The 24,805-nt window shown below is 76.2% G+C and carries 20 protein-coding genes, 1 tRNA gene and 3 pseudogenes; 5 read left to right on the top strand and 19 right to left on the bottom strand.

The genetic code is table 11. The features are described 5' to 3' along the window. Positions 1-56: 56 nt before the first annotated feature. The 3 genes from AC3CHW_RS21965 to AC3CHW_RS21955 form a co-directional block, all read right to left on the bottom strand. Positions 57-1,445 carry an allantoate amidohydrolase gene (locus AC3CHW_RS21965; protein WP_488467604.1) on the bottom strand — a complete coding sequence of 463 codons (1,389 nt, stop codon included), beginning with the start codon at positions 1,443-1,445 and terminating at the stop codon, positions 57-59. Continuing rightward, positions 1,442-3,106 (bottom strand): urocanate hydratase, encoded by a 1,665-nt coding sequence (gene hutU, locus AC3CHW_RS21960; RefSeq protein ID WP_459249353.1) that lies wholly within the window; start codon positions 3,104-3,106, stop codon positions 1,442-1,444. Before hutU ends, AC3CHW_RS21965 begins: the two co-directional genes overlap by 4 nt. 241 nt (positions 3,107-3,347) lie before the next feature. After that, positions 3,348-4,097: a class I SAM-dependent methyltransferase gene (locus AC3CHW_RS21955; RefSeq protein WP_488467603.1), complete on the bottom strand. Its 750-nt coding sequence runs from the start codon at positions 4,095-4,097 to the stop codon at positions 3,348-3,350. A gap of 198 nt (positions 4,098-4,295) precedes the next feature. Here AC3CHW_RS21955 and AC3CHW_RS21950 point away from each other — a divergent pair, with 198 nt between their 5' ends. Then, on the top strand, positions 4,296-5,324 hold the full coding sequence (locus tag AC3CHW_RS21950; RefSeq protein WP_488467602.1) for a helix-turn-helix transcriptional regulator: 1,029 nt from the start codon (positions 4,296-4,298) through the stop codon (positions 5,322-5,324). Between the two features lie 405 nt (positions 5,325-5,729). Beyond that, on the top strand, positions 5,730-6,968 hold the full coding sequence (locus AC3CHW_RS21945; protein WP_488467601.1) for a multidrug effflux MFS transporter: 1,239 nt from the start codon (positions 5,730-5,732) through the stop codon (positions 6,966-6,968). A 99-nt stretch (positions 6,969-7,067) separates the two neighbouring features. Here AC3CHW_RS21945 and AC3CHW_RS21940 read toward each other — a convergent pair. The 7 genes and pseudogenes from AC3CHW_RS21940 to AC3CHW_RS21910 form a co-directional block, all read right to left on the bottom strand. Continuing rightward, positions 7,068-7,367: pseudogene (locus tag AC3CHW_RS21940) on the bottom strand (proline racemase family protein); the annotation flags it as partial. A gap of 153 nt (positions 7,368-7,520) precedes the next feature. After that, positions 7,521-8,222 (bottom strand): annotated as a pseudogene (locus AC3CHW_RS21935) (proline racemase family protein); the annotation flags it as partial. Continuing rightward, entirely contained in the window at positions 8,222-9,307 is a 1,086-nt protein-coding gene (locus tag AC3CHW_RS21930; protein WP_488467600.1) for a dihydrodipicolinate synthase family protein, read from the bottom strand. The pseudogene AC3CHW_RS21935 and the gene AC3CHW_RS21930, both read right to left, overlap by 1 nt. 11 nt (positions 9,308-9,318) lie before the next feature. Next, the gene (locus tag AC3CHW_RS21925) at positions 9,319-11,022 is read right to left on the bottom strand and encodes an FAD/NAD(P)-dependent oxidoreductase (protein WP_488467599.1); all 1,704 of its coding nucleotides are present in this window, start codon (positions 11,020-11,022) and stop codon (positions 9,319-9,321) included. Then, positions 11,019-11,369 carry a 2Fe-2S iron-sulfur cluster-binding protein gene (locus tag AC3CHW_RS21920; protein ID WP_488471131.1) on the bottom strand — a complete coding sequence of 117 codons (351 nt, stop codon included), beginning with the start codon at positions 11,367-11,369 and terminating at the stop codon, positions 11,019-11,021. The genes AC3CHW_RS21925 and AC3CHW_RS21920 overlap by 4 nt, the downstream gene beginning before the upstream one ends. A 177-nt stretch (positions 11,370-11,546) precedes the next feature. Then, positions 11,547-12,743: pseudogene (locus AC3CHW_RS21915) on the bottom strand (NAD(P)/FAD-dependent oxidoreductase); the annotation flags it as partial. Between the two features lie 39 nt (positions 12,744-12,782). After that, positions 12,783-13,529, bottom strand: a complete 747-nt coding sequence (locus AC3CHW_RS21910) for a helix-turn-helix domain-containing protein (protein WP_488467598.1) — start codon at positions 13,527-13,529, stop codon at positions 12,783-12,785. A gap of 248 nt (positions 13,530-13,777) precedes the next feature. Between AC3CHW_RS21910 and AC3CHW_RS21905 the strand changes: the two genes are divergently transcribed. Beyond that, positions 13,778-15,298 carry a type III PLP-dependent enzyme domain-containing protein gene (locus AC3CHW_RS21905; RefSeq protein WP_488467597.1) on the top strand — a complete coding sequence of 507 codons (1,521 nt, stop codon included), beginning with the start codon at positions 13,778-13,780 and terminating at the stop codon, positions 15,296-15,298. Between the two features lie 165 nt (positions 15,299-15,463). On the opposite strand, the gene AC3CHW_RS21900 is transcribed toward AC3CHW_RS21905, so the two are convergent. The 7 genes from AC3CHW_RS21900 to AC3CHW_RS21870 all read right to left on the bottom strand — a co-directional run bounded on the left by AC3CHW_RS21900 (position 15,464) and on the right by AC3CHW_RS21870 (position 20,462). After that, positions 15,464-15,532 (bottom strand) — tRNA-OTHER (locus AC3CHW_RS21900). A gap of 134 nt (positions 15,533-15,666) precedes the next feature. Further along, the gene (locus AC3CHW_RS21895; RefSeq protein ID WP_488467596.1) at positions 15,667-16,215 is read right to left on the bottom strand and encodes an AAA family ATPase; all 549 of its coding nucleotides are present in this window, start codon (positions 16,213-16,215) and stop codon (positions 15,667-15,669) included. Between the two features lie 150 nt (positions 16,216-16,365). Beyond that, positions 16,366-16,794, bottom strand: coding sequence for a cupin domain-containing protein (locus AC3CHW_RS21890; protein ID WP_488467595.1), 429 nt, complete (start codon positions 16,792-16,794; stop codon positions 16,366-16,368). Between the two features lie 277 nt (positions 16,795-17,071). Further along, positions 17,072-17,689, bottom strand: coding sequence for a hypothetical protein (locus tag AC3CHW_RS21885; RefSeq protein ID WP_488467594.1), 618 nt, complete (start codon positions 17,687-17,689; stop codon positions 17,072-17,074). Positions 17,690-17,909: 220 nt separating this feature from the next. After that, positions 17,910-18,761: a MurR/RpiR family transcriptional regulator gene (locus tag AC3CHW_RS21880; RefSeq protein WP_387592597.1), complete on the bottom strand. Its 852-nt coding sequence runs from the start codon at positions 18,759-18,761 to the stop codon at positions 17,910-17,912. A 206-nt stretch (positions 18,762-18,967) separates the two neighbouring features. Further along, entirely contained in the window at positions 18,968-19,381 is a 414-nt protein-coding gene (locus tag AC3CHW_RS21875) for a cupin domain-containing protein (RefSeq protein ID WP_488467593.1), read from the bottom strand. A gap of 184 nt (positions 19,382-19,565) precedes the next feature. Further along, entirely contained in the window at positions 19,566-20,462 is an 897-nt protein-coding gene (locus AC3CHW_RS21870) for an alpha/beta hydrolase (RefSeq protein ID WP_398611448.1), read from the bottom strand. Positions 20,463-20,558: 96 nt separating this feature from the next. Between AC3CHW_RS21870 and AC3CHW_RS21865 the strand changes: the two genes are divergently transcribed. Next, on the top strand, positions 20,559-21,605 hold the full coding sequence (locus tag AC3CHW_RS21865) for a helix-turn-helix domain-containing protein (RefSeq protein WP_488467592.1): 1,047 nt from the start codon (positions 20,559-20,561) through the stop codon (positions 21,603-21,605). Positions 21,606-21,769: 164 nt separating this feature from the next. Here the strand turns inward: AC3CHW_RS21865 and AC3CHW_RS21860 are convergent, their stop codons facing one another. Then, positions 21,770-23,206 carry an acyl-CoA synthetase gene (locus AC3CHW_RS21860; protein ID WP_488467591.1) on the bottom strand — a complete coding sequence of 479 codons (1,437 nt, stop codon included), beginning with the start codon at positions 23,204-23,206 and terminating at the stop codon, positions 21,770-21,772. 357 nt (positions 23,207-23,563) lie between these two features. Here AC3CHW_RS21860 and AC3CHW_RS21855 point away from each other — a divergent pair, with 357 nt between their 5' ends. Next, positions 23,564-24,001, top strand: a complete 438-nt coding sequence (locus AC3CHW_RS21855; protein ID WP_176162002.1) for a hypothetical protein — start codon at positions 23,564-23,566, stop codon at positions 23,999-24,001. 266 nt (positions 24,002-24,267) lie between these two features. Here AC3CHW_RS21855 and AC3CHW_RS21850 read toward each other — a convergent pair whose 3' ends face one another. Next, positions 24,268-24,690 carry a MarR family winged helix-turn-helix transcriptional regulator gene (locus AC3CHW_RS21850; protein ID WP_488467590.1) on the bottom strand — a complete coding sequence of 141 codons (423 nt, stop codon included), beginning with the start codon at positions 24,688-24,690 and terminating at the stop codon, positions 24,268-24,270. Positions 24,691-24,805: the final 115 nt, after the last annotated feature.

The raw sequence follows: 24,805 nt of genomic DNA, 5'->3' as shown, positions 1-24,805 counted from the left end.
GGTGGACTCGGGGGTCGAGGTGGGGTGGTTGAGCCAGGCGTGCTCCGCCCAGTACGTCACGCGCACGCGAGCCCCTCCAGTACGTCGGCGAGGGCGTGGACGCCGGCGACGCAGTCGTCCTCGGTGGCGTGCTCGGCCGGGGAGTGGGAGACGCCGGTGGGGTTGCGGACGAAGAGCATGGCGGTGGGGACGGTGCCGGAGAGGATGCCGGCGTCGTGGCCGGCGCCCGTGCCCAGGACGGGGCGGGCGCCGCCCAGGATGCGGCCGAGTTCGTCCCGTAGGGCGTGCTCGAACTCCACGACGGGGGTGAAGGACTCGCGCACCATGCGGACGTCCACGCCGTCGCGCTGGCCGCGCTCGACGGCCGCGCGCTCGATCTCGGCCACCACCGTGTCCAGCGTGGCCTGGTCGGCCGCGCGGGAGTCGAGCCAGCCACGGACCAGCGAGGCGATGGCGTTGACGCCGTTCGGTTCGACGCTGACCTTGCCGAAGGTGGCCAGCGCGCCGGCCAGCGCCGCCTTCTTGCGGGCGGCCAGCACGGTGTTGGCGTAGGTGAGCATCGGGTCGCGGCGGTCCTCGATACGGGTGGTGCCGGCGTGGTTGGCCTCGCCACGGAAGTCGAACCGCCAGCGGCCGTGCGGCCAGATGGCGGAGGCGATGCCGACCGGGTCGCCGGACAGGTCGAGGGCCCGCCCCTGTTCGACGTGGAGCTCCACGAAGGCGCCGACGCGGGCCAGGCGTTCGGGGTCGGGCCCGATCGCCTCCGGGTCGTACCCGGCGCGCTCCATGGCCCGGGGCAGGCTGGTGCCGTCGCCGTCCCGCAGTCGGTGCGCGGCCTCCACGGTGAGCTGGCCGGCGGCGAGCCGGGAGCCCACGCAGGCCAGCCCGAAGCGGGCGCCCTCCTCGTCGCCGAAGTTGACGACGGCCACCGGCTTGGCGAACTCCGCTCCCCTCCGGCGGAGTTCGTCGAGCGCGGCGAAGGCGGAGACGACGCCGAGCGGCCCGTCGAAGGCGCCGCCGTCCGGGACGGAGTCCAGGTGCGAGCCGGTGACGACGGCCTCCCCCGGGGCCACGTCACGGTGGTCGCGGGCACCGAGCCAGGCCCACTGGTTGCCGTTGCGGTCCAGTTCGTAGGCGAGGCCCCGGGAGGTGGCCTGGGCCTGGAACCAGGCCCGGCAGTCGGTGTCGGCGCCGCTCCAGGCGAAGCGGCGGTAGCCGCCGCTGTCCGCGTCGCGACCGATCGGGCGCAGGTCGCGCCACATCTCGTGGAAGGAGGAGCCGGTGCCGGCCGGGCCGGGTGAGCCCGGTGACGCGGGTGAGCCTGTCGGGCCGGGTGAGCCTGGTGACGCGAGTGAGCCTGTCGGTGCGGGTGAGCTGAGTGGCGCGGCCGAGCCTGTCGGGCCGGCCGGTTCGGCGGCGGGTCCCTCCGGGGCGCGTTCGCTCACGACTGGTCACCCTCGCGCATCGGGACGCGGACCGCCTTCTCCTCGGCGACGCGCTCGGCGATGTCGTACCCCGCGTCCACGTGCCGGATCACGCCCATGCCCGGGTCGTTGGTGAGCACCCGGCGGATCTTCTCGCCCGCGAGCGGCGTGCCGTCGGCGACCGTGACCTGGCCCGCGTGCAGCGAGCGGCCCATGCCGACGCCGCCACCGTGGTGCAGCGAGACCCAGGAGGCGCCGGAGGCGACGTTGACCATGGCGTTGAGCATCGGCCAGTCGGCGATGGCGTCCGAGCCGTCGAGCATGCCCTCGGTCTCGCGGTACGGGGAGGCGACCGATCCGCAGTCCAGGTGGTCGCGGCCGATGGCCAGCGGCGCCTGGAGCGTGCCGTCGGCGACCATGTCGTTGAACCGCTCGCCGGCCCGGTCGCGTTCGCCGTAGCCGAGCCAGCAGATGCGCGCGGGCAGCCCCTGGAAGTGCACCCGTTCGCCGGCCAGCTTGATCCAGCGGGCCAGCGACTCGTTCTCCGGGAAGAGTTCGAGGATGGCCTTGTCGGTGGCCGCGATGTCCTTCGGGTCGCCGGAGAGCGCCGCCCACCGGAAGGGGCCCTTGCCCTCGCAGAACAGCGGGCGGATGTACGCGGGGACGAAGCCGGGGAAGTCGAAGGCGCGCGCGTAGCCGGCGAGCTGGGCCTCGCCACGGATGGAGTTGCCGTAGTCGAACACCTCGGCGCCGGCATCCTGGAAGCCGACCATCGCCTCCACGTGCCGGGCCATCGACTCGCGGGCGCGGGCGGTGAAGTCGGCGGGCTTGTCGGCCGCGTACGTCGCCATGTCCGCGAAGTCGACGCCGATCGGCAGGTAGGCCAGCGGGTCGTGGGCGCTGGTCTGGTCGGTGACGATGTCGATGGGCGCGCCGGCGGCGAGCAGTTCGGGCAGCAGCTCGGCGGCGTTGCCGAGGACGCCGATGGACAGCGGCTTGCGGGCGTCGCGGGCCTCGGTCGCCAGTTCCAGGGCGTGCGTGGGGCTGTCGGCCTTGACGTCGAGGTAGCGGTGTTCGATGCGGCGGTCGATGGCGCGCGGGTCGCAGTCGACGCAGATGACCACGCCGCCGTTCATGGTGACGGCCAGCGGCTGGGCGCCGCCCATGCCGCCGAGGCCCGCCGTGAGCGTGATGGTGCCGGCCAGCGAGCCGCCGAACTTTTTGGCGGCGACGGCGGCGAAGGTCTCGTACGTGCCCTGCAGGATGCCCTGGGTGCCGATGTAGATCCAGGAGCCGGCGGTCATCTGGCCGTACATGGTCAGGCCGAGGGCCTCCAGGCGGCGGAACTCCTCCCAGTTGGCCCAGTCGCCGACCAGGTGCGAGTTGGCGATGAGGACGCGCGGCGCCCACTCGTGGGTCTGCATGACGCCCACCGGGCGGCCGGACTGCACGAGCATCGTCTCGTCCTGGCGCAGCGTGGTCAGGGTGCGCACCATCGCGTCGAACGAGCGCCAGTCGCGGGCGGCCTTGCCGGTGCCGCCGTAGACGACGAGCTTGTCGGGGTGTTCGGCGACCTCGGGGTCGAGGTTGTTCTGCAGCATCCGCAGGGCGGCCTCCTGCTGCCAGCCCAGCGTGCTGAGCTCCGTGCCGCGCGGTGCTCGTACGGGTCGCGGTCCCGACATGGGTGCTGCCTCCCTGGCTCGACGGGTGGTACGCCGATTGGATTAGTTCATTCACATAGTCCTGTGATGAATAGTCCCAGTCAACAGGACGGCCCGACCTCGGGCCAGCAGGGGCGAGGTCGGGCCGTCGGGCGAGTCGGGCCACCGGGGCGGGGCGGATCGGGCCGCCGGGGCAGGGCGAGTCGGGCCGCCGGGGCGGGGCGGGTCGGGCCGGTTGGCGCCGGTCAGGCGGCGGGTGGCCTCACTTCACCGCCTCCAGGACCAGCGTGGGCGGGTGCTCGGTGTAGCGCCGCCAGTAGTCCTGTCCGTACTGGGCGATCCCCTCCGGCGAGATGCGCCACGGGTGCCAGCGCACCTGGCCGAAACCGGCCTCGCGCAGGGCGGACTCGTAGGCGCCGGGCGGCCACAGGTAGAACTCGATGTCGACCGGGCGTCCGCCCATCGTGGTGTGCGCGCGCACCGTCGCGCCCTCGGTGCGGGGCCGGGGAACGGTGGCCGTGATGCCGAACGGGCCGTAGTAGTCGGGGTCGGCGGGCATGTCGTAGTTGGCGCAGTTGGCCACCAGTCGCCCGCCGGGCCGCAGCGCCCGACTCGCGGTGCGGCACATGGCCACCAACTCGTCCCGACTGGCGCTGTAGTGCAGGACGTTGACGCCGGTCACCACGTCGAAGGCGGCCGTCTCGACGGCCTCGTGCCCGCGCGCGACGTCGCCGACGTGGTACGTGACGCCCAGCCGTTCGCCCCTCTCGCGCTCGCGGGCCGTCTCGACCATGGACGCCGAGATCTCCAGGCCCTCCACCCGGCCCGCCCCCGCCCGCTTGATCCGACGGGTCCAGATCCCCGTCCCCGCCCCCAGGTCCAGCACGTCCAGCCCGCGCACGTCACCCATCACCGCGCGGAAGGTGGGCTCCTCCGCATGTCGCGCATAGGTGAGGACGTTCAGGGTGTCGTCATAGACATCGGCCGTCTCGTCGTACTGCTTGCTTCCCACGTCACGCCTTCCCGCACGCTCGGCAACCGCTCCCTTACGCTGCGTATGGGTGCCCTCGGGCCGCGCGGGCTACTCAGGGTGTAGGGGGCAAGGGCCCGGACAAGGGTCGGGACGGGCACGGCAGTTCGTTCCTCGACCAGGGGAGCAGCCGCGACCGCCCACGTTCCTCCCCCCACGGGGCGGCTAACCTGCGGACGTGTGACCCGGGTACACCAGCTCGCCGGCGCGGCCGGCTCCCCCACGTGGGAGGCGACGTCCGCCGCGTACTACGCCTCGATCGCGCGGGCCGACGCGCGCGGCGACGGCACCGTGCGGCACCGGCTGCGGCCCGAGGTCGGCGACGGGACGATCGAGGTGACGCCGCTGCACAGCGGGTTCCACCTCGTCCGCTACGACGTCGCGTTCGCCGCCGGGCACCGGATCGACTACCGGTTCCCGGGCGACCACTTCGAGCTGGAGCACTGCGTCGAAGGGCGGGTACGGGTCAGCGAGGCCGCCGCCGGCGCCGACGAGTTGCGCGCCGGCTCGGTGGCGCTCAGCCCGCGGCGCGCCACCGGCGGCGTCGTCGCGCACGACCCGGGCGAGCGGTACCGGGCGGTGTCGGTCACCGGGAGCTGGGCCCGCCTGGACGCCTACCTCGGGGGACTCGGCGCGCGGGAGCTGCCCGCCGTCGGTCCCGAGCACGTCGCGCGCGAGCGGTACCTCGGCCGGTCCGCCGCGCTGCGCCCGGTGGCGGAGCCGCTGGCGGAGATGTACGTGCACCGGCGCACCTCCCCCGGGCGCCTGCTGTACCTGGAGTCGCGGCTGGTGGCGGCGCTCGCCGCGCTGGTCGACGGACTCGCCGCCGCCCCGCCGACGACCGCCCCGCCGACCACCGGCGCGCCGGGCCCCGCGCTGGCCGCGCACGAGGTGGCCGCCCTGCGCCGGGTCCCCGAACTGCTCTGGCAACGGCGCCACGCCCCGCCCACGCTCGCCGAGTTGGCCCGCGCGTCCTCCCTGTCCGTCCGCCGGCTGACCACCGGGTTCCGCGCGCTGTACGGGGACTCGGTGTGGGCGTACCACCGGCGCCGCCGCCTCGACCGGGCCGCGGCGCTGCTCGTCGAGACCGACTGGCCGGTCTCCCGCATCGCGCACGAGGTCGGCTACGCCTCGTCCAGCAACTTCGGCTACGCCTTCCGCCGCGACCGGGGCACCACGCCCGCCCGCTTCCGCCGCGCGCACGCCTGACCGCCTCCGGCCTGCCCGCCGCTCCGCCTGGCCCGCCTGCCTGGCTAGCTGCCTGGCTGCCTGGTTGCCTGCTCGACTGACTGTGTGACTGCCTGCGGGGACGCTCTCCTGTCTGCCGGGGCACGCTCCCGCTCGCGCGCCGGCGCGAGGTCCGCCGCACGCACACCGCGCACCGCCCTCCACACGCCCCGGACCCGCGCTCCACACCACCGTCCGCCTCAGGCGCCGAGGCTGTGACCGGCGGCGGTCGCACCGGCCGTCGCGGCCCACACGAGGAAGGCGCCCGATGCCCCACCCGTACGCCCCCGCCGGCCGGCGCCCTGCCAGCCAGTGCCCAGCCAGCCGGCGCCGCCGGGAACTCGCCAACGTGCCGGCCCCGCAGCCCTCGCCCCGGGGTGAGCGGCGATGAGCGAGCAGGCCGCCGACTCCGCTTCGCTCACGACCGGGACGGTGCGACTGGTGATCGTGTTGGGCGGGTTGTCGGCGATATCGCCGTTCGCCACCGACATGTACGCGCCCGGCTTCCCGGAGATCGTCACCTCGTTCGGCACCTCGGGGACGGCCGTCCAACTGTCCCTGACGGCCTGTCTGGTCGGGCTCGCCGTCGGGCAGGTCGTGCTCGGCCCGGTCAGCGACGCGCTGGGGCGGCGACGGCTGCTGCTCGCGGGGTCCGGCGCGTTCGCCGGCCTGTCCCTGGTCTGCGCGCTCGCGCCGTCGATCGCCGTCTTCGAGGTGGCCCGGCTGCTCCAGGGCGTCGCCGGCAGCGCGGGCCTGGTCATCGGCCGGGCGGTGATCAGCGACCGGTACGCCGGCGCCCGGGCGGCCCGCCAACTCTCCACGCTGAGCGTGATCGGGATGACCGCGCCGGTGCTGGCGCCGGCCGCCGGCGGGCTGCTCCTCGGCGTGGGGTCGTGGCGGCTGGTGTTCATCGCCCTCGCCGGGGCCGGGCTGCTGCTGGTGGCCGCGGTCTGGGCGTGGGTGCCCGAGTCGCTGCCGGTCGAGCGGCGCCGCCGCGGCGGCATGCGGACCGTGCTGGCCGCGATGGGACCGCTGGTGCGGCGGCGGGCGCTGGTCGGCAACCTGCTCGTCGTCGGCTGCGCGCTCGGTGCCCTCTTCGCCTACATCACCGGCTCGCCCTTCGTCTTCCAGGACGGCTACGGCCTGTCGCCCACGGCGTACGGCCTCGTCTTCGCCACCAACGCCGTCGGCACCGTGCTGGCCGGCGTGGTGTTCGGGGCGCTGGCCGGACGCGTACGCCTGGGCACCCTGCTCCTCGGCGGCGTGGCCGTCACCGTGGTCTGCGCGCTCACGTTGGTGGTCCTGCTCGGCACGGGCAGCGACGCGTTCGGCGCCACCTGGGCCTGCCTGTTCGGCCTCACCTTCGGGTTCGGCCTCGTGCTGCCCGCCTCGACGACCCTCGTCCTCGCGCTCGGCGGCGACGCCCCCGGGGCCGCGTCCGGCCTGCTCGGCGGCGCCCAGTTCGTACTCGGCGCGGCGGCGGCGCCACTCCCCGGCGCGCTGGGGCGTACGACCGCCCTGTCGATGGCCTGCGTCGTGCTGGCCTGTGTCCTGCTGTCGGCGCTGGCGCTGGTCGCGCTCGCCCGGCCGTGGCGGGACGAGGGGGACGGGGACGGTCAGGGTTAGGGCGAGGCCGACCGTTCAGGGGGCGCCGGCAGGCACCGAGGCGCGAGGGGCGCGGGGACACGCGGTGCGGGCCCCCGCGCCGCGCGCCCCCGGTCGCCCCTACAGCACGAAGCCGGCCGGGAAGGGGTCGGTCGGGTCGAGGAGGTACTGCCCCATGCCGGTGATCCAGGCCCGGCCGGTGAGGGCGGGGCGGACCGCGGCGCGGTCGCCGACGCGTTCGGCGGCGACGAGGCGGCCGGTGAAGTGGGTGCCGATGAAGGACTCGTTGACGAAGTCCTCGTGCAGGGCGAGTTCGCCGCGCGCGTGGAGCTGGGCCATCCGCGCGCAGGTACCGGTGCCGCACGGCGAGCGGTCGAACCAGCCGGGGTGGATCACCATCGCGTTCCGGGCGTGGCTGCCACCCCCGGCCGGCCCCGCTCCCCCGGTTCCCCCGACTTCCCCAGCTCTCCCGACTTCCCCGGCACCCCCGGCCGGCCCCGCCGCCCCGGCTCCCCCGGCCACGGCCGCAACGCTTGCGTCCGCCCCTCCCCCGGCCTCCGCCGCGCCGACGCCCGGTGTGCCCGGGGCCGTGAACTGCACGTGGCGGCAGCCGGCGATGCCGGGGTCGGTGGGGTGCTCGGGCCGCCGCTGCTCGTTGACCGCCGCCATGATCGCCATGCCGGCGGCGAGGATCTCGTCCTTGTGCCGCCGGTCGAAGGGGATGCCGAGCCGGCTGAGCGGGGTGATGGCGTAGAAGTTGCCCCCGTACGCCATGTCGTAACGGACCCGCCCGATGCCGGGGACGTCCACGGCGGCGTCCAGCTCGTGCGCGTACGCGGCCACGTTGTGCAGCGTCACCCGCTCGGCGCGGCCACCGCTGACGTCCACCCGGGCCTCGACCAGGCCGGCCGGGGTGTCCAGGCGTACGGTCGTGACCGGCTCGGTGACCTCCACCATGCCCGTCTCGACCAGCACCGTGGCCACGCCGATGGTGCCGTGGCCGCACATCGGCAGGCAGCCGGAGACCTCAATGAACAGGACGCCCCAGTCGGCGTCCGGCCGGGTCGGGGGCTGGAGGATGGCGCCGCTCATGGCGGGGTGCCCGCGCGGCTCGTTGACCAGGAACTGCCGTATCGCGTCGAGGTGTTCCACGAAGTAGTGCCGCCGCTCGGCCATCGTCTGGCCCGGCACCGGGCCGATGCCGCCGGTGATGACGCGGGTCGGCATGCCCTCCGTGTGCGAGTCGACGGCGCTCAGGCAGCGCGCGGCGCGCATCAGCGGCCCCCAGCCGCGCGCACGCTGACCGCCGGCGCGGCGGGCGGCCGGGGCCCGGCCGCCACGGGCTCGCCGGGCTGGGGGCCTGCCTCGGTGTCCGCCGCCGCGAGCGCGTCGACGGCGCGTCGTACGTCCGCGTCCAGCGCGGCGAGCTGGTCGCCAGGCAGCGGCCCGCGCGGCGGGCGGCTGGGCCCGCCGTACCGCCCGACCAGGTCCATCGCCCGCTTGATGGCCTGGACGAACTCGGTGCGCGAGTCCCAGCGGAAGGCCGCCACCAGCGGTTCGTACAGCGCCCGCGCCTCCGCGAGGCGGCCCGCGCGGGCGAGGTCGAACAGCCGCACCGACGCGGCGGGGAAGACGTTCGGGAAGCCGGCGAACCAGCCATCGGCGCCCATCAGCAGCGATTCGAGCACCAGGTCGTCGGCGCCGGCGATCATGGCGAGGTCGGGGGCGCACTCCTTGATGTGCCGCACGCGCCGCACGTCGCCGGAGAACTCCTTGACGGCGACGACGTTGTCGATGGCGGCGAGTTCCCCGATCACCTCCGGCGTGAGGTCCACCTTGGTGTCGAGCGGGTTGTTGTAGACCATGACCGGCAGCCCGACCGCCGCCACCTGCTCGAAGTGGTGGACGACCTCGGCGGTGGACGCGCGGTAGAGCGTCGGCGGCAGGCACAGCACCCCGTCGGCGCCGTCCTCGGCGGCGTGCTCCGCCCAGCGCCTGGCCTGGTGCGCGCCGACGCCGTGCACCCCGACCACCACCAGCGCGTCCCGGCCGACGGCCGCGACGGCCGTACGGGCGACCGCGCGCCGCTCGGTGTCGGTGAGCGAGGAGTACTCGCCCAACGATCCGTTCGGGCCGACCCCGTGACAGCCGTTGTCCACCAGCCAGCGGCAGTGTTCGGCGTACCGGTCGAGGTCGGGCCGCAGCCCGGCGGGGGCGGCGGGGTCGTCGGCGTACGGGAGCGCGGTGGCGACCACGACGCCGGTGAGGGCGCGCGCGTGCGGCTTCGAGCGGGCGCCGGGCGCGGCCGACGGCGCGGCGGCGGCGGGCTCCGGAAGGTCGGTGGGCAGATCGGTGCTCATGGGGGTCTCCGTTACGCGTCCGGGGGCTGAGGGTCGCGGTGCTGCGGGGGCGCCAGTTCGTCCGGGGGCGGGGAGGTGAGCGAGGGTGGGGAGGTGAGCGAGGGTGGGGTGAGGTCGGTGGGGATCGGGAGGTCGGCGGGGGCCGGGGAGTCGGTAAAGGCCGGGGAATTGGCCGGGAGTCCGGCGAGGTCGCCGAGGCGGATCGGCTGGGCGATGGGGCGGGCGTCGATGGCGTACCGGTCGGCGTGACCGAGGGGCCGACGCCCACGCGGGGCCGGGGCGCCCGGCTTCGGGGCGCCCGGCGCCGACGCGTCCGGGATGAGGCCCGCCGCCAACTCCGTGACGGCGCGCCCGCAGGTGCGGCCCTGGCAGGCGCCGAGCCCGGCGCGGCAGGCGAGCTTGAGCGCGCGCGGGCCGTCGACGTGCCGCTCGGTGACGGCCGCGCGCAACGCGTCGTACGTCACCTCCTCGCAGCGGCAGACGAGGGTGTCGCCCCGCAGCCAGGTGTGCCAGCCCGGCCGCACCGGGTGGGCCAGGGCGAGCGCGGCGGCGAAGCGGCGACCCGAGCGGACCCGGCGGCGCAGCCAGGCGACGCGGGCCGGGTCGCCCGCGCGGTGGCCGAGCGCGACGGCGGCCATCAGGCCCGCCAACTCGCCCTCGCGTGCGGCGAGTTCGGCGCCGCCCACGCCGGTCAGCTCGCCGGCCGCGTACACCCGGGGCACCGACGTGCGCTGCCCCGCGCGCAGCGCGACGCGCGGCGTGCCGTCGGGACCGTCTTCGAGCGCGCAGCCCGCCGCGAGGGTGAGTTCGAGCTGCGGGGTGAACCCGTAGCCCACGCAGAGCGCGTCCACGCCCTCGACGCGACGTTCGCTCCCGGGCCGCACCGTCCAGTCCGGCGCGAGCCGGGCGGCGGTCACGGCGCGCAGCCGCCCTTCGCCGTGCGCGGCGACGACCGCGCGCCGGGTGCGGTACGGGACCCGGTGCCGGGCCAACGTGCCGGCGTACGCGGCGAGTTCGGGGAGCTTGCCGCGTCCGTCGCGGAGCGCGGCGAGCGGGGAGCGTAGCCAGCCGGCGGGCGAGCCGGCCTCCCAGACGCCGAGCACCCGGGCGCCGGCGCCAAGCAGCGCCGCCGCCACCGGCAGCAGGAACGGGCCGGTGCCGGCCACGATCACCCGCTGCCCCACCGCGAGCCGCTGTCCCTTGGCCAACGCCTGGGCGGCGCCGGCCGTGACCACGCCGGGCAGGTCCCAGCCGGGAAAGGGCAGCGACCGGTCGAACGCGCCCGGGCAGAGCACCAGCGCGTCGGCGGCGAGCGTGCCCGGCGTACGGAAACCGTCGGCCGGCCCGGTCAGGACGTGCACGAGGTGCGGCGCCGGCGCGCCGCCGCCCGCGTCCCGGGCCGGCTCGATCGACCAGGCGGTGGTGTGCGGCCGGTGGTCGATGGCGGGGTGCGCGGCGACGGCCCGCGCCAGGCGTTGGCCCTCCGGGGCGCGGCCGGGGGCGGCTCCGCCGGCGGGTGGCGCGTGGTGGGGGCGTACCGGGGCGTGGCCGGGGCTCGGCTCGTCGGCGGGTGGCGCGTGGCGGTGGTACTGGCCGCCGACGCGTGCGCCGTTGTCCACGAGGGTGACTCGCGCGCCCGCGCGCGCGGCGGCCAGGGCCGCGTGCAGCCCGGCCGGCCCGGCGCCGATGACGACGATCCGCTGCCCGTCCCTCATGCCCGGTCCCCTCCGTCGCCGTGCGCGCCGTCACCGTCGACGGCCGCCGTACGGGTCGACCCGGCCACGCCGCTGGCATCGGCCGCGCCGCCGCCCGCCCGGCCCGCCACCCCGTCGGTACCCGGGCTCGCGTCCGTCGCGGGCCCCGGCAGGACGGCGCCGCGTTGCGTCTCCACCACGTCCCCCGAGGCGACCTCCCGCAGGCAGGCCCGCACGTCGGGCAGCCCGTTCACGACCACGAGGCAGTCGTGGCACACCCCGATGCCGCAGAAGACGCCGCGCGGCCGATCGCCGCCGCGCGTGGTGCGCCACGCGGCCCGGCCCGTGGCCAGCAGGACGGCGGCCACCGTGTCGCCGGGTCGGGCGCGCCGCGCGACGCCGTCCACGGTGAGCGACACGCCCCCGCCCGCCGCCACCCGCGCCACGGGCCCCGGTGGTATCGCCACCACCCCCGCCCCGGCCGCACCGGACCCCGGCCGCACCGCCACCGCCGCTGCCCCCGCCGGTACGCCTCCCGCCGCCTCCGGCGCGCCGCGCAGCCCCGGGCGGTCCACCCGGAACGGGGTCGGGTCCAGGTGGGGCGGCTCGCCCGTGAGGAGTTCGGCGAGCAGGTCGCCGGTGGCGGCGGCGAGGCCGATGCCCGCGCCCTCGTGGCCCGTGGCGTGCCACAGGCCGGCCCGGCGCGGATCGGGGCCGATGACGGGCAGGTGGTCGGGGGTGTACGGGCGGAAGCCGCCGTAGGCGCGCAGCACCGGAACGGCGGCGAGCAGCGGGAACAGCGTGGTGGCGCCGCGGGCCAGCGCGCGCAGCACCGCGACGGGGATCGCCGGGTCGAAGCCCACCCGCTGCCGGCTGGAGCCGATGAGCACGGTGCCCGCCTGGGTGGCCTCCACGACGGTGGAGACCCGCAGGTCGGCTTCGGCGGCGCCGACCGCGCCGACGTAGTCGGCGGCGTAGACCTTGTGCCGTACGGTGCCGGCCGGCAGCGGGGCGGTGACCAGGACCAGGCCACGGCGCGGCGCCACCGGCAGCGGGGCGCCGGCCGCGTCGGCGAACGAACCCGCCCACGGGCCGCAGGCGTTGACGACCGCGCCGCACGGCACGTCCCCGCGCGCGGTGCGCACCGCGCGCACCCGGCCGTGCCGGTCGCGCCGCACGCCGAGCGCGGCGACGCCGCCGCGCACCTCGCCGCCCCGCGCGCGCACCGCGGCCAGCAGCGCCGTCGCCGCCAACACCGGCTGGAGCTGGGCGTCTTGTGGGTAGTGCAGGACGGCGGTGGCCCGTGGCGTCAGGTGGGGCTCGTACGCGGCGACCTCGCCGGGGGCGAGCGCGTGGGCCTCGACGCCGACGGCGCGCTGGGCGGCGGCGAAGGCGTGCAGGGCGGCCGACTGCGCCGCGCCGATCGCGACGACGAGCCCGCCCTTGCGCTCGTACTCGCACGCCGCCCGGCGCGGCCCGAGTTCCTCCCGCAGCTCGGCCAGGAGTGCGGGCCAGCGGCGTAACGAGGCGAGGGCGAGGTCCAGTTCGGGCCCGGGCGGCTTGTCGGACACCAGCAGGTTGCCCTCGCCGCTCGCGGTGGTGGCCGAGGCGACGGCCCCACGGTCGAGCACCAGCACCCGCACGCCGCGCCGGGTCAGCGCCTCGGCACAGGCCGCGCCGATGATGCCGCTGCCGACGACGACCGCGTCGGGGTGTTGTCCGTACGTCCATGAACCGTGCATGAAGCGCACCACCGTTCTCCAGAAAGAACGTTGGCGACGCTAGTGCGGCCTGACAGGGCGGTCAATACCGGTGCCGCCCGGATACTCGATGAGCAACACGGACAGCACCGGCTCCGGGCCCGCCGTCTCGTAGATGTGCGGCTGGGAGCCGGGCAGGCAGACGTAGTCGCCGGGGCCGAGTTCGTACGGGTCCGAGGGCGGTCCGACGCGCAGGACTCCCTGCGTCACCACGACGTGTTCCCGTCCCGGGTGGCCGTTGGAGTGCTGCCTGGCCCCCGGCCGCACCCGCTGGTCGTACAGTTCGAGCACCCCGCCGCGCGGTTCGATCCGGCGCAGCATGCGCAGGTCGACGGCCCGGCTGCGCAGCACCTCAAGGCCGGCCGAGCGGACCAGCAACACGTCGGGCGGCGCCGGCTCGGCGAGCAAATCGGACACGGGGACCTGGAGAGCGTTCGCCAGAGAGAACACCGTTTGGATGGTGGGGTTGCCGAGGCCGCTCTCCAACTGGGACAGCGCGCTCTTGGCGACGCCGGACCGGCGCGCGACCTCCGACAGCGACAGGCCGCGCTCCCCGCGCAGCGCGCGCACGTTGACCCCGAGCATGTGTCCGGCCCGCTGCGCTTCCCTGGCCTCGCCGCCGCCCCGCCGCTCCTGCGACTCGCCGCCCGGGCTCGCGGGCCGGCCCCCGGACTGACTCGCGGGCCGCTCCACGGGAGCCCCTTCGCCCGCTCCCCCGGTGCCCGTCGCGCCGCGCCCGTCGGCTGGCTCTCCGTCCGGCTCCCCCATGGCGGTTCCTCCTCGGCTCTCGGCGGCTGACGGCCGGCGCCACTGTAGCCAGCGCCCGCCGGGCCGGCCCCGAGCGGTGCGCGGCGGGCCGGCCGCTGGCGTACGGAACGAGGCCCCCCGCCACGGCCATCGGCGCCTCGACGCGCGAGGTGGTCCCGCTACGCCGAGTGGCGTGGCCGGCGTAGCCACCGGACGCCGGTCGGCCACGCGTACTGGGCAGCGCCCGGCCCGAGTGGTGGAGTGCTGCCATGACCTCAATCGAGACGGGCCAGGGGCCACGGGACGACGCGACGCGGAGGCGGCCGGGGCCGACGGGCCCGGACACGCCCGCACGGGATCGAGCGACGACGGGCCCGGTGGTCGGGCCGGACGGGGACGGCGAGGCCGACCCGGGCGAGGCCGCCGCGCGCCGGCGCGACCAGGCGGTACGGGCCGCCGTCGAACAGGGCCTGATCGGCCCGGACGCCCCCGTGATCGCGCTCGTCGATGTGGCCGCGATCCGCGCCTCGGCCGCCGCGCTCCAGGCCGCGTTCGCCGAGGTGACCGCGCCCGGCACGCCGGTGCTGCACGCGTTCGCGGTCAAGGCGGCCAACCTCGTACCGGTGTTGCGGCTGCTCGCCGACGCGGGCCTGGGCTGCGAGGTGGCCAGCCCCGGCGAACTCGCCCTGGCCCAGGCGGCGGGCGTGGCCCCGGAGCGCATGGTGCTCGACTCGCCCGCCAAGACCGTGGCCGAGCTGCGGACGGCCCTCGCGCTGGGCATCGCCGTCAACGCCGACAGCTTCCAGGAGTTGGCACGCCTCGACGAGCTGGTGGCCGCGTCACCGACCGCGTCACCGCTCGGGCTGCGCGTCAACCCGCAGGTGGGCGGGGGCACGATCAGCGCGCTGAGCACGGCGACGGCGACCTCCAAGTTCGGCGTGCCGCTGCGCGACGACGGCCCGCGCGGCGGCTCACCGGCCGAGGTGCGGGCCAGGGTCGTGGCCGCGGTCCTGGCCCGGCCCTGGCTCACCCGGCTGCACGCCCACGTCGGCTCGCAGGGCTGTCCGCTGGAGTTGCTGGCGGGCGGCGTCCGCGAGGTCTACGAGTTGGCCGAGGAGATCAACGAGGCGGCCGGCCGGCAGCAGATCACCGGCTTCGACCTGGGCGGCGGGCTGCCGGTCAACTTCGCGTCCGACACCGTCGCCCCGACCTACCGCGACTACGCGCGGTTGCTGCACGCGACCGTGCCCGGGCTGCTCGACGGCCGGTACGCGCTGGTCACCGAGTTCGGCCGGTCCCTGCTGGCCAAGACGGGCACCGTGCTGGCGCGCGTCGAGTACGCCAAGTCGGCCGGGGGCCGCGCCATCGCGATCACCCACGCGGGCGCCCAGGTGGCCACCCGTACCGTCTTCGCCCCGCGCTCCTGGCCCATCCGCGTCGCCGGCTACACCCCGCAGGGCCTGCCCAAGCGCGGCCCGCTGGTGGCCCAGGACGTGGCGGGCCCGTGCTGCTTCGCGGGCGACCTGGTGGCCAAGAACCGGCCCCTGCCGCTGCTGGAGGCGGGCGACCTGACGGCCCTGCTCGACACCGGCGCGTACTACTTCTGCCACCACTTCGCCTACAACAGCCTGCCCAGGCCGGGCGTCTACGGCTTCGTGACGGACCCGGGTGCGTCGGGGGGCGTGCGGTTCGCGACCGTGCGCGAGCCGCAGACCGTGAGCGAGATCGTGGCCGAGAGCGGCGGCGCCCACGGCGAGGCACTGACCGACCTGACCGGCCTCGACTCCTGACGGCCACACCCGCCGCCGCCACGGATGCGGCTACGGGACGCGGTTCGCGTTTGCCTGACGGCCTGTCACGACGTACGGATCGCGGACCCGAGCGACAGGCGAGCACGCCGGCACAGACGGAAGAAGCCCTCCCCCAGCCTGAGCTGGAGAAGGGCTTCCGAAAAGAGCGCCGAGCAGGCCTTGCACCTACATCCCTCGTTTGGAGACGAGTATCTTTCCTTAGACGACCGACGCATCAACCCCCGCCCCTCGGGGCGGCGTTGCGTGATCCACTTTACCCCAAGCCTCACGCTGCGTCGAACCAGCCGCCGTCACCGCGCGACCCGTCCAGACCCCGCCCAGCCCTGCCCCGTACGCCGCCCGTCGCGTCAGAGCGCGGCCCGCTCGTGCGCCTGGCTCGCGATGGCCGCGGCCGTCTCCCGTGGGGTCTGGGTCGCGGTGTCCAGCCACCAGCCGGTGCCGGCCAGCCGCTCGCGCATCTCCCGGTACTGCGGGCCGAAGTCGAAGTGGACCCGGGAGCGGGCGGGGCGGGCGGCGTTGCGCTCCCGGCAGACCGCGAGCGGCGGCGCCAACACCACGAACAGCACGGGCCGGGGCCGCAGCCAACCCACCATGGCGTCGAGCATCTCGCGGTCGGCGATGGTGTGCTCGATGACCGGGAAGATGTCGTTCTCGGCGAAGTTGTCGGCCAGCGCGCACATGTTGCGGGCGCACAGCAGCGCCTGGCGCCGGGACTCCTCGGCTGGCTCACCGAGGAAGCCGACGCGGCCCCGTACCACCATGTACGACAGGACGTCGCCGCTGATGTGGGCCGCGCGTTCGTGGTGGGCGGCCACCAGCGGCGAGACCGTCGACTTGCCCGACCCGGGCATGCCCGAGATGATCAGGCACCCCGTGGAGCGCGGACGCTGTGGCACGAACCCTCCCGCATCGCCTGGCCAGTTGGCCGCGCCGGCCACCAAGCCACCGGGAGCCGGCCCTCTCGCACGGCATCGTCGCAGCCACCCCGGGCCCCCCGCACCCGACTTTCGCCCCGACCGCCGCCCCGGGCCCTACCGATCCGGGCCCTACCGCTCCAGCTCCTCCTCCACGATGAGCAGCGTCCCCGCGCTCCCGGGGCGCACCCGGTGCGGGGCGCCGGCCGGCACGAGGAAGAGTTCCCCGGCGCGTACGTCCACCGACTCGCCCCGCACCTCCAGGGCGAGGAGGCCGTCGAGCACGAGCAGGGCCTCCGCGCTCTCGTGGCGCTCCTCCGCGAGGGGCAACTCGCTCATCCGCACCACCTTGACCGCGCTCGTACCGACCCGGCCCAGCACCCGCGACCGCCACGGCCGCGCCAGCCGGTCGGCGGCCCGGCGCAACGCGATGGCGGCCGGCGGCGGCTCGCCGGGCGCCCCGGGTCCGGCCGCCTCGGGCGCCCCGGGTCCGGCCGCGCCGGGCCACGGCCCGAGGGTGGTCGCCGCTTCCGTCGTGTCGTTCGCCCGCGCTCCGCGCACCGCACGCTCCTCCCGTCGCGCCGGCCCCGGCCCACGAGCCACGGCCGGCTGCCGCTCGCCGCCCCGGTCGGACGGCCCTGACCAGGACGTTAGCCCGGTGCGTCGGCGAGGTGGCTGACCGTTCGGCAAAGGTTCGCGAACCGTCGGGGCACGGCGTACGCCCCGGCGCGCCGGGCCGGCGCCGGTTCAGCGCCGGTTCAGCGCCGGTGGTCCAGCGCCGGTTCAGCGCCATGGCTCAGCGCCGGCGGTTGAGCACCGGTCGTTCAGCATCGGCGGTTCAGCGGGCCGCCTTCGCCTCGACGCGCTTGGCGCCGCCGGGTCGGGCGTCGCCGGCGACCACGCCGGTCGTCAGGTAGCCGCGCACCGCGGAGTGGGCCGGGCCGCCGATCGCCCACGGGCCGGGCAGCGCGTCCGTACGCACCCACAGCAGGCTCTCGTTGGCCTCTTCCCAGCGGCCGATCCACAGCGCCTTCCACCACAGCCCGACGCCGACGCCGGCCAGCAGCATCCCGCCCGCGGCGGGTGCCGCGAAGGACGCGCCGACGGCCAGCAGGAACGCCGCCGCCAGGTGCCAGCGGTGGGCGCGCCGCCAGACGCGCACGCTGACGGCGCGGTCCTGGAGGATGACGGTCTTGCCGGCGCGCGACGCGGAACGGGCGAGCGCCGCGTACCGCTTGCGCCGCACCGTCGCCGCCGCCGCCAGCGCGACCAGGAACAGGGCCGCGCCGGCCAGCACGCCGATCGTGCGGCCGGTCACGCTCGGAACCAGCAGCCCGATGCCGGCCGCGACCACCCCCAGCCACCACAACCACCCGGCCGGTGCCCGTACCAACACCGCCACCCGTGCCACCGCGTACGCGCCGCGCCCCACGACGAACCTCCTCGACTCCGTCATCGCACTCCGCCCGGACCCACCGGCGCGCTCGCGCCCGCCCGGGAACTCTTCCGGCGGGACTGTACTCAGCGCGGATGAGAGTTCGCTGAGATACCGGACAGTCGGGAGAGGGGCGGTACGGGGGGCGCCCCTGGGCGCGGGGCGGCAGGCCCGCTCGCGAGGGCGGGCATGGGCGTGGGGTTCGGCTCTTCCCGGGTGCGGGCGGGACGCTGCTGCGGAGTCAGTCCTCGAAGAGGCCGCGCGCCGCCGCCCTGGCGTCGAACTCCTCAAGGCGGGCCTGCGCGTCCGGCAGCTCGTCGCACATGGCCTCCAGCAACACCCGGCCCAGCAGCATCGGCGCGCAGGCCGTGTCGAAGGCGAGCCCGGTGCCCACGGCGGCCGGCAGCAGCAGGTCGCTGTGGCCGGCGACCGGCGCGAAGGCGCTGTCGGCGACCGTGACGACGGCCAGCCCGGCCGAGCGCGCGTACTCCAGCGCGGCGACCACCTCGCGCGGGTGGCGGGGCAGCGCGAAGCACAGCAGGGCGCTGGCGCCCGCCGCGACGGCGGCGTCGATACGGTCGGCGAGCATCGTGCCGCCCTCGTCGAGGAGCCGTACGTCCGGGTGCACCTTGCGCGCGAAGTAGCTGAACCCGGCGGCCTGCGCCGAGGCCGCGCGCAGCCCGAGCACGGGCAGCGGCCGGGAGGCGGCGAGCAGCCGGCCGGCGCGGGCGACGGGCTCCGGGTCGGCCAGCAGCGTGGCCAGGTGGCGCAGGTTGTCGATCTCGGCCTGGACCGCCTGCTGGTACTCGTTGGCCCCCGTCTGATCGGCACTCCGCTCGGTCGGGGCGACGTCGCGCAGGTGCTTGCGGAGCCCCGGGTAACCGTCGAAGCCGAGCGCCACCGCGAAGCGGGTCACGGACGGCTGGCTGACGCCGGCGAGTTCGGCGAGTTCGACGCTGGACAGGAAGGGCGCGTCGGCGGCCCGGCGCACCATGCAGTGGGCGATGCGCCGCTGGGTGGGCGTGAGCCGGTGCCCCTCGAAGAGCTTCTGGAGCCGCGCGGCTGCCCCACTCGCGTCCGGCGTCTCGTCCATCGTGCCCTCCCGGCGACGTCGGCGCCCCACGGGCGCTCGCCCACCGACGCCGAACCGGCACCGGTCGGACCGGGGCCGGCCAGCGCCGCTCATTCAGCTACGGCTGTCTCTGCATGAATATATGCAGCAGGCGGGGGTGGCGCGAAACGGGCGGGGGTGCGGGGCTGGGCACTCAGCCCCGGGAACCCGTCCGCGCCCCCCACACATCAGCCCCGCTTCTCCAGCCGACTGCCCCGCGGCACGGTGAGGGACATGATGTCGCTCGGGCCGTCCAGGGCGATGCGGTGCCAGCGACCGCGCGGCACGATGACCGCGGAGCCGGCCGCCACCGCGACCTCCTCCTCCGCCTCGTTGGGCCGCTCCGGGCGGAAGTACAGGCGTATCCCGCCGGCGAGGCAGGCCACGACCTCCTCCGCCTCGGGGTGCACCTCCCAGTGGTCGCCGTGGACGTCGGCGTCGGTCTCCACGTGGAAGGTCATCAACTGCCAGCCGTCGCCCTCCCGTTGGAACACCGGCTCCGCGGCCCGGGCGCGGCCGTCCTGGTGCAGGTGGAGGAAGGAGGCGAAGAGGTCGACGGGACGGACAGGGGTGGTGGGGTCGTCGATCGGGGTCGCGGTCATGGCGAGGGTTCCTTGTCTGGGATCGGGGTCGTTCGGGGGGTGGCGGTGGTGGGGTCGGTCGTACGGGGCGGGTGTCAGCCCCCCGGCGGGGCCGGCGCCGCGCGCCGCCGGCCCGGGGCTCGGCTCGTACGGCCGGGACTCGGCCCGCACGGTCAAAGCCGGGCCCGCACGGTCAGGGCCGGGCTCACGTGTCCAGGGCGCGCCGCAGGGCGCCGCCGAGTTCGGCGAACTGTCGTTGGGAGATCTCGGCGGACAGGATGGCCTGCGAGCCGTGGAAGGTGCCGGCCCACTGGTGGAGTTCGACCGACACGCCGGACTGGAGCAGGCGCAGCGCGTAGGCGATGTCCTCGTCGCGGTTCGGGCAGAGTTCCGCGGAGGCGACGTAGGCCGGCGGCAGTCCCGTCAGGTCGGTGGCGCGGGCGGGGGCGGCGTACGGGGTGGCGGGCCGGCCGCCCAGGTAGTGCTGCCAGGCGGCGGCGACCGTGGCCCGGTTCATCCAGGGCGTGTCCGTGAAGTTCCGGCTCGACCAGGTGTCCTGGCGGTCGTCGAGCCCGGCCTGGTTGAGCAGTTGGAAGCGGATCGGCGGGCCCTGCTGGTCGCGGGCGCGCAGCGCGATTCCGGCCGCGAGCCCGCCGCCCGCGCTGTGCCCGCCGACCGCGATCCGGTCCGCGTCGGCGCCGAGTTCGGCCGCGTGCTCGCTGGCCCAGGTCAGCACGGCGTACCCGTCGTCGAGGGCGGCCGGGAACGGGTCCTCGGGGGCCAGTCGGTAGCCCACCGAGACCACCGTGGCGCCGGAGGCCGACGCGAGCCGGGCGGCCCACGGGTGCTCGGTGTCCACGTCGCCCATCACCCAACCGCCGCCGTGCAGCCACACGATGGCGCCGCGCGCCCCGTGCGGGCGGTAGATCCGCACGGGCACGTCCGGGTCAGCGGGCACGGTGCGGTCCTCGACGTCCATGCCGCTGACGTCGGGCCCGGGCACGGAGCCGGCCAGCGCGGCGAAGTTGGCGCGCTCGGCGATCGGGTCGGTCAGCCTGGCCTGGGGAAGCAGCGGCAGGAACGCTTCGAGTTCTGGGTCCATGACGGCCATCCTCGCGACAGCCACCCACCCAGGTCATCCGCCAACCGTCGGACAACTGACGCGGATCGCGCGCCGATCGGCGCCTATCCTGCGGTCATGGAGGCACTGGCCGTACGGCTGTCGCAACTGGACACGCACGTCGAGGGCGCGATCCGGGTCGTCATGTTCTACGACACGCTGATGCGCCGCCGCGTGGACCTGCCGGCGCTCGCCCGCGCGTCGGCCGGCCTGGCCGAGTGCGTGGCGGGGGTGTGGCTGCACAGTACGGGCCGGGCGATCCGGCTCGCGCCCGACGGTCAGCCGGCGCCCGGCCCGCCGGCGCCCGCGTCCAGCCAGGCGCCGATCGTCCTGGACGAGGAGGAGATCGGCACGGTGTGGCTGGAGCGCCCCGGGCCGCCGAACCCGCTGGACGACGTGGTCCTGGACCGGTTGGCCATCGCCGCGGCGGCGGTGGTCGAGCGGTACGGCCCGGCCCGCACCACCATGGCCGACCCCGCCCTGGTCGAGCTGGTGATCAGCGCCGACAGCGACGAGGCGGCCCGCGCCCGGGCACTGCGGCTGCTGGGCTTCGCCGCCGACCAGCCGGTCCACGTGCTGGCCGTACGCGCCCGGCTCCCGCTGGACCGGGTCGCCGGCCTGCTCTGCCCGGCCCACCGGGTGAAGGCCGCGCCGCTGACCGGCGTGGGTGTCATCCTGGCCAGCCACGCGGACCCGGCCCGGCTACCGGCCGACGTGCGCGCGGGCATCGGCGCGGCCGAGCGGCCCGAGCTGTCCTGGCAGCAGGCCCGCACCGCGCTGCGCTTCGCCACGGACCGCCAACCGGTCGTGCGGTACCGGGAGTTGGGGGCGCTCGCGCTGCTCGCGCAGGTGCCGCCGGACGCCCTGCGCGCCAACGCGGACGTGGTCGCCATCGCGCGCGTCGCCGCCAACCCACGGGACCTGGAGACGCTGGACACCTACTGCGCCGCCGGCTCCCTGCGGCGCGCCGCCGACCTGCTCCACCTGCACCACAGCAGCGTCGCCCGCCGCCTCGAACTGCTCGGCAGGGCCCTGGACCTCGACCTCACCGAGCCCGCCGGGCTGATGCGCGCCCGACTCGCCCTCGCCGCCTGGCACCTCACCGACGACCGCACCCCGGAGTAACGAGCTGGCGCGCGGCGCGCCACGCGGGACGACCCGCCACTCGCCGTCGAACCCGCGCCCGGCCCAGGGGCGCCCCGCCGCGCGCAGCGGGCGGCGTCCCCGGGCCAGCGGCTCAGGCCAGCGACCCGGGCCGGCGACTCAGGCCAGCGACCCGGGCCGGCGGCTCAGGCCGGGGGCAGCAGGCGCTTCTGCGGCTTGCCCATGGCGTTGCGCGGCAGCGCCTCCAGGAAGCGCACCTTGCGCGGTCGTTTGTGGGCCGACAGGTGACCGGCGACGAAGTCGATCAACTCCGCCTCGCCCACCCCGTCGGCCACCACGTACGCCACGATCTCCTGCCCGAGGTCGTCGTGCGGCGCGCCGACGACCGCCGCCTCGCGCACGGCCGGGTGGTCGAGCAGCGCGTTCTCCACCTCGCCGGCGCCGATCCGGTACCCCCCGGACTTGATCATGTCCGTCGAGGCCCGGCCGACGATGCGGTGCGTGCCGTCCGGCCCGATGGCGGCGATGTCGCCCGTACGGAACCAGCCGTCGGCGGCGTACGAGGCGGCCGTGGCCTCCGGCCGGTTCAGGTAGCCGTCGAACAGGGTCGGCCCGGTCACCTCCAACTCGCCGATCTCCGCGCCCGGTTCGGCGACGATCCGGGTCCGCACGCCGGGCAGCGGGACGCCGACGTGGCCGGGGCGCCGCTCGCCGTCCGCGCGGGTCGCCACGGTGATCAGCGTCTCGGTCATGCCGTACCGCTCCACCACCTGGTGCCCGGTCAGCTCCGCCAGCCCGCGGAAGACCGGCGTGGGCAGCGGCGCGCTGCCGGAGACCAGCAGCCGGGCGCCGCGCAGCGCCCGGGCCGCGGTCGGGTCGCCGGCGACCCGGTGCCACACGGTGGGCACGCCGAAGTAGAGCGTGCCGCCCGCCGCCGCGTACGCCTCCGGCCTGGGCCGGCCGGTGTGCACCAGGCGGCTGCCCACGCGCAGCGCGCCGAGGACGCCGAGGACCAGGCCGTGCACGTGGAACAGCGGCAGGCCGTGGGCGAGCGTGTCGTCCGGGGTCCAGGCCCAGGCGTCGGCCAGCCCGTCCAGGCCGGCGGCGACGGCGCCCCGCGAGATGAGGGCGCCCTTGGGCGCTCCGGTGGTGCCCGAGGTGTAGAGGATGAGCGCGGTGGCGGCCTCGTCCGGCTCCGGCTTCGCCCAGTCGGCGCGCTCGGACGCGTCGACGGGCACCACCGTGACGCCCGGGCCGCCCCGGCCCCCACCCTGACCGCCCGCGCCGTCGCCCGGCCCGGCGTCGCCGCCCGCCCCGCCGACCCCGGTGAGCAGCAGGGTCGCGCCCGAGTCGCGCAGGATGTGGTCGCGTTCGGCGGGCCCGGAGTCGGGCGGCAGCGGGACCACCGGAACGCCGGCCAGCAGCCCGCCCACCACGGCCACCACGGTCTCCAGGGTGGCCTCCGCCCGCACGGCCACCACCGGCGCGCCCGCGATCCGGGCCGCCACCGCGCCCGCGGCCCCCAGGAGTTCCTCCCGGGAACAGGGGCGCCCGGCGACGGTCAGTGCGTCCGGCCGGTCCTCGCCTGCGCTTGTCAGGGCCGCCAACAGAGCCTTGCTCACCAGCGTTTCCTCTCCTTCGGGCCACATCGCGCCCCGCGTGTGTCGTACGCCGCGTGTGGCGTACGCCGCCGGGGGCGACGTTACCCACACGCCCGCCCGCCCCGTGCGCGGGCCGCTCGCTGGCCGGACCCGTCCGAGCGGCGGGAGGCCGGCGGGCTTCGCCCCGGTGAACGGCGGGCGCCCGGCGGGCCCGGCGCGGCCCGGCGAACGGGGGTCGGCGCGGGGACCGGGACGGGACTGGGACGGGGTCGGGGCGGGGTTTGCCTGGTCACGGGCCGGGCCGGGGGCTGAACCCCCGGCCCGATAGGGGGGCTGACCCTACTTACACCGCTGGCGGTTGCCCGTAGCGTAGGCACCATGGACGCCCGCGACCCAGAGGTAAAGAAGGAACTCGACGCGATCTTGCAGACCCGCAAGGAGCTCGGTCCTGAGTACGAGTCGGAACTGGTCGATTCCTTCATGGAGAAGGTCGAGCAGCGCTTCAACGACACCGCCGACCGGCACGTACGCCGGCAACTGGCCGAACAGCAGATGTCCGCCGCGCGCGGAGTGCGCTCACCGACGGGGGCGGGCACCGCCAACGCCACCGGGATCGGCCTCGGCGAGCGGTTCGGCTTCGTCGCGGTCTCGCTGGTGCTGGCCATCCCGCTGTCGGCGATCGCCGTGGTGAACGAGGGGCTGTCGGGACTGCTCGTCGCCTGGGGCGGGATCGTCGGAGTGAACGCGGTGCACTCCTTCGGCGGCTTCGCGTTCCTGCACCGGGAGCGCAAGAAGTCCACCAGCGACTGGGACTGACGGCCCCGGCGTCCTCCCAGCTCCGCCACGACCTCCCGCAACGCGGCGACGCCCGCGACCACCACCGGGCGCACCGCCTCCCCGCTCCGGTGCGCCCCTAGGACCTTGCGGCGCGGCACGGGGCGGGTGGCGAGCGCGCGGGCCCGCGCCCGGGCCCGCGCCCGGGGCGTACGGCGATAGCCGCCCCGCCGAGCACGGGCCGCCGCCCCGCCGAGCACAGGTCGCCGCCCCGCCGAGCACGGGTCGCCGCACCCCCCGTCGGGCCGCTAACGCGTGGCGAGCCGCTCCAACAGGGTGGCGCTGCGCGCCAGCAACTCCCGCTCCTCGTCCGTGAGTTCGGCCTCGATGGCCCGCGCGAGCCAGCCGACCCGGCGGCCACGCTCGGCTTCGAGCGCGGCCCGGCCCGCGTCGGACAGCTCCACCAGCGACTTGCGGCCGTCCGTGGGGTGCGCCCGGCGCGTGATCAGGCCCTGTTCCATCAGCAGCCCCACCGCCCGGGCCATCGACTGGGGGCGTACGCGCTGGTCGGCGGCGAGGTCGCTGGTGGTCATGGCGCCGTTGCGGTCGAGCGCGCCGAGCACGGCGACCTGGCCGAGCGGGATGCGGTCCTCGTGGGTCACGCGTCGGGTGAGCTTGCCCATCGCGGTGCGCAGTTCAGCGGCGATGGCGGCGGCTTCCGAGGTGGGCATAGGGCACTTTACCCCGCTGGCCAGCACGGCCGCGGAGGCGAACCGTACAGCAAGACTGCGCAGCGATACTGCACAGCCAAACTGCTCAGCATTGCTGTAGAGTCCACCGGGCCGG

This window comes from Streptomyces sp. MGP-BFMKR1 (assembly GCF_057766585.1).
The sequence above is the reverse complement of the archived record's forward strand: the minus strand, read 5'-3'. Positions and strand labels throughout refer to the sequence as shown.

Excerpts from the sequence above, each read along its gene's own strand:
- hutU (WP_459249353.1), bottom strand. The coding sequence starts at position 3,106 with ATGTCGGGACCGCGACCCGTACGAGCACCGCGCGGCACGGAGCTCAGC.
- AC3CHW_RS21945 (WP_488467601.1), top strand. The coding sequence starts at position 5,730 with ATGAGCGAGCAGGCCGCCGACTCCGCTTCGCTCACGACCGGGACGGTG.
- AC3CHW_RS21930 (WP_488467600.1), bottom strand. The coding sequence starts at position 9,307 with ATGAGCACCGATCTGCCCACCGACCTTCCGGAGCCCGCCGCCGCCGCG.
- AC3CHW_RS21925 (WP_488467599.1), bottom strand. The coding sequence starts at position 11,022 with ATGAGGGACGGGCAGCGGATCGTCGTCATCGGCGCCGGGCCGGCCGGG.
- AC3CHW_RS21910 (WP_488467598.1), bottom strand. The coding sequence starts at position 13,529 with ATGGGGGAGCCGGACGGAGAGCCAGCCGACGGGCGCGGCGCGACGGGC.
- AC3CHW_RS21905 (WP_488467597.1), top strand. The coding sequence starts at position 13,778 with ATGACCTCAATCGAGACGGGCCAGGGGCCACGGGACGACGCGACGCGG.
- AC3CHW_RS21885 (WP_488467594.1), bottom strand. The coding sequence starts at position 17,689 with ATGACGGAGTCGAGGAGGTTCGTCGTGGGGCGCGGCGCGTACGCGGTG.
- AC3CHW_RS21880 (WP_387592597.1), bottom strand. The coding sequence starts at position 18,761 with ATGGACGAGACGCCGGACGCGAGTGGGGCAGCCGCGCGGCTCCAGAAG.
- AC3CHW_RS21875 (WP_488467593.1), bottom strand. The coding sequence starts at position 19,381 with ATGACCGCGACCCCGATCGACGACCCCACCACCCCTGTCCGTCCCGTC.
- AC3CHW_RS21870 (WP_398611448.1), bottom strand. The coding sequence starts at position 20,462 with ATGGACCCAGAACTCGAAGCGTTCCTGCCGCTGCTTCCCCAGGCCAGG.
- AC3CHW_RS21865 (WP_488467592.1), top strand. The coding sequence starts at position 20,559 with ATGGAGGCACTGGCCGTACGGCTGTCGCAACTGGACACGCACGTCGAG.
- AC3CHW_RS21855 (WP_176162002.1), top strand. The coding sequence starts at position 23,564 with ATGGACGCCCGCGACCCAGAGGTAAAGAAGGAACTCGACGCGATCTTG.
- AC3CHW_RS21850 (WP_488467590.1), bottom strand. The coding sequence starts at position 24,690 with ATGCCCACCTCGGAAGCCGCCGCCATCGCCGCTGAACTGCGCACCGCG.